This is a genomic window from Brachybacterium alimentarium, from assembly GCF_002332425.1.
GTDB classification, from domain to species: Bacteria; Actinomycetota; Actinomycetes; order Actinomycetales; family Dermabacteraceae; genus Brachybacterium; species Brachybacterium alimentarium.
In genome coordinates this window covers 1-1421 of record NZ_NRGS01000046.1, presented here as the reverse complement: position 1 = coordinate 1421, position 1421 = coordinate 1, and the positions used below count along the sequence as shown (strand labels likewise).

The 1421-nt window shown below is 64.9% G+C and carries 1 protein-coding gene; it reads right to left on the bottom strand.

Annotated elements, in window-relative coordinates; translation table 11 throughout:
* Positions 1 to 23 precede the first annotated feature (23 nt).
* Entirely contained in the window at positions 24 to 1325 is a 1302-nt protein-coding gene (locus CIK71_RS16940; RefSeq protein ID WP_158541900.1) for an integrase core domain-containing protein, read from the bottom strand.
* Between the last annotated feature and the right edge of the window lie 96 nt (positions 1326 to 1421).

Here is a 1421-nt window from a genome sequence, read left to right as displayed (position 1 = left end):
GGACATCGGTGACAGTTGATGTCTCAGGACATCGGTGACGGTTCGGGGTTCTTCGGTGGCCGGCCTCGGCGTTTGCCGCTCCGTTGACCCGTGTGCTTGGAGGCGTATCGGATGCCGAGCGGGGGCCAAGCGTGCTCGGCCAGGATCTCGCCGTGAAGGTCGACGAACGTGACGCTGGCCTGTTCGACGAGGACGTGCACTTCCTGCTGGGCATGAGGGTAGGAGACCTGGAACGCGACGCCGTGGAGGGTGATCGTGCCGTTGTTGTTCACCACCCGTGTTCGTTCACCGGTCTGGATGACCCGCTCCCGGGGGAGCTTCCGGGAACGCTTCTTGCTGTCCCCGACGGACTCGATGATCAGGCTGGGCTCCACGACAGGCCGGGGAGACGGTGCCGGCTCAGTCGCGTCCCAGGCTTGGCGTGGTGTGATCCGTCCGGGAAGTCCCTGGTGAGGGCGTTGCTCGTTATAGATGACGTCGAACTCGTCGACCTGTGCTTGGAGCTCTTCGATGCTTCCCGCGATGGGCTGCTTGTCCAGCCAGCGGAACAAGGTCTGGTGGAATCGTTCGTTCTTGCCCTGCGTGGTCGGCTTGTAGGGCTTCCCGGTGATCGCCTCGACTCCCAGCGCGGTCACGTGGATGACGAGCTGGCCCTTCATCCCACGGCGCGTGGGGTTCAGCGCGGCTCCGTTGTCGGTGAGCAGACGCTGTGGAGTTCCGCAACGCGCGGTGCCCTTGTTGAACACCGCGATCGCTGCTTCAGCGGTCTCGCTGCCCGCCACGTGAGAGGCGACCGCGAGGCGCGAATGATCGTCCTGGAGCTGGAAGATCACGCAGGTCCGGCCGTTGGTGAGGACGTACTGGGTCGCATCCAGCTGCCAGCACGCGTTCGGTGCCGGATAGACGAACCGCCGCCAGGACGCGCGAGGCCGCTTCCTCGGCTCCAGTCGAGCCACGCCTCGTTCGCGGAAGATCCGTGCCAGGGCCGCGATCGATGGCGCTTCAAGTCCCATCGCTTTCATCCGGTCGTGGACGCTGATCGGACCGTGATCCAGCCCAGACGCTTCGAGTGCGGCGCGGACCTGAACAGCCTGGTCCTTGACCTCTTCATCGAGCTGGCCCGGGGAGGTATGTGGTCGTTTGGTGCGGGGCTCGAGCACGGCCGCGGGCCCATCGACGCGGGCGCGAGCACGGAGGACGTAGAACGTCTTGCGCGAGATGCCGTGCTCGACGCAGAACGTGCTCACCGACCCACGCGGCGCGTCATCAGGCCACCGCGAGATGGCCAGGCGGACAGTGGGATCGACGGGCTCGTTTCTGCTCACCGCCCATTTTTACCGGCGAAGTGTCACCACCAAGAGCCACGGAAGTGTCACCGATGTCCTGATACAGAACTGTCACCGATGTCCTGCGACATAACA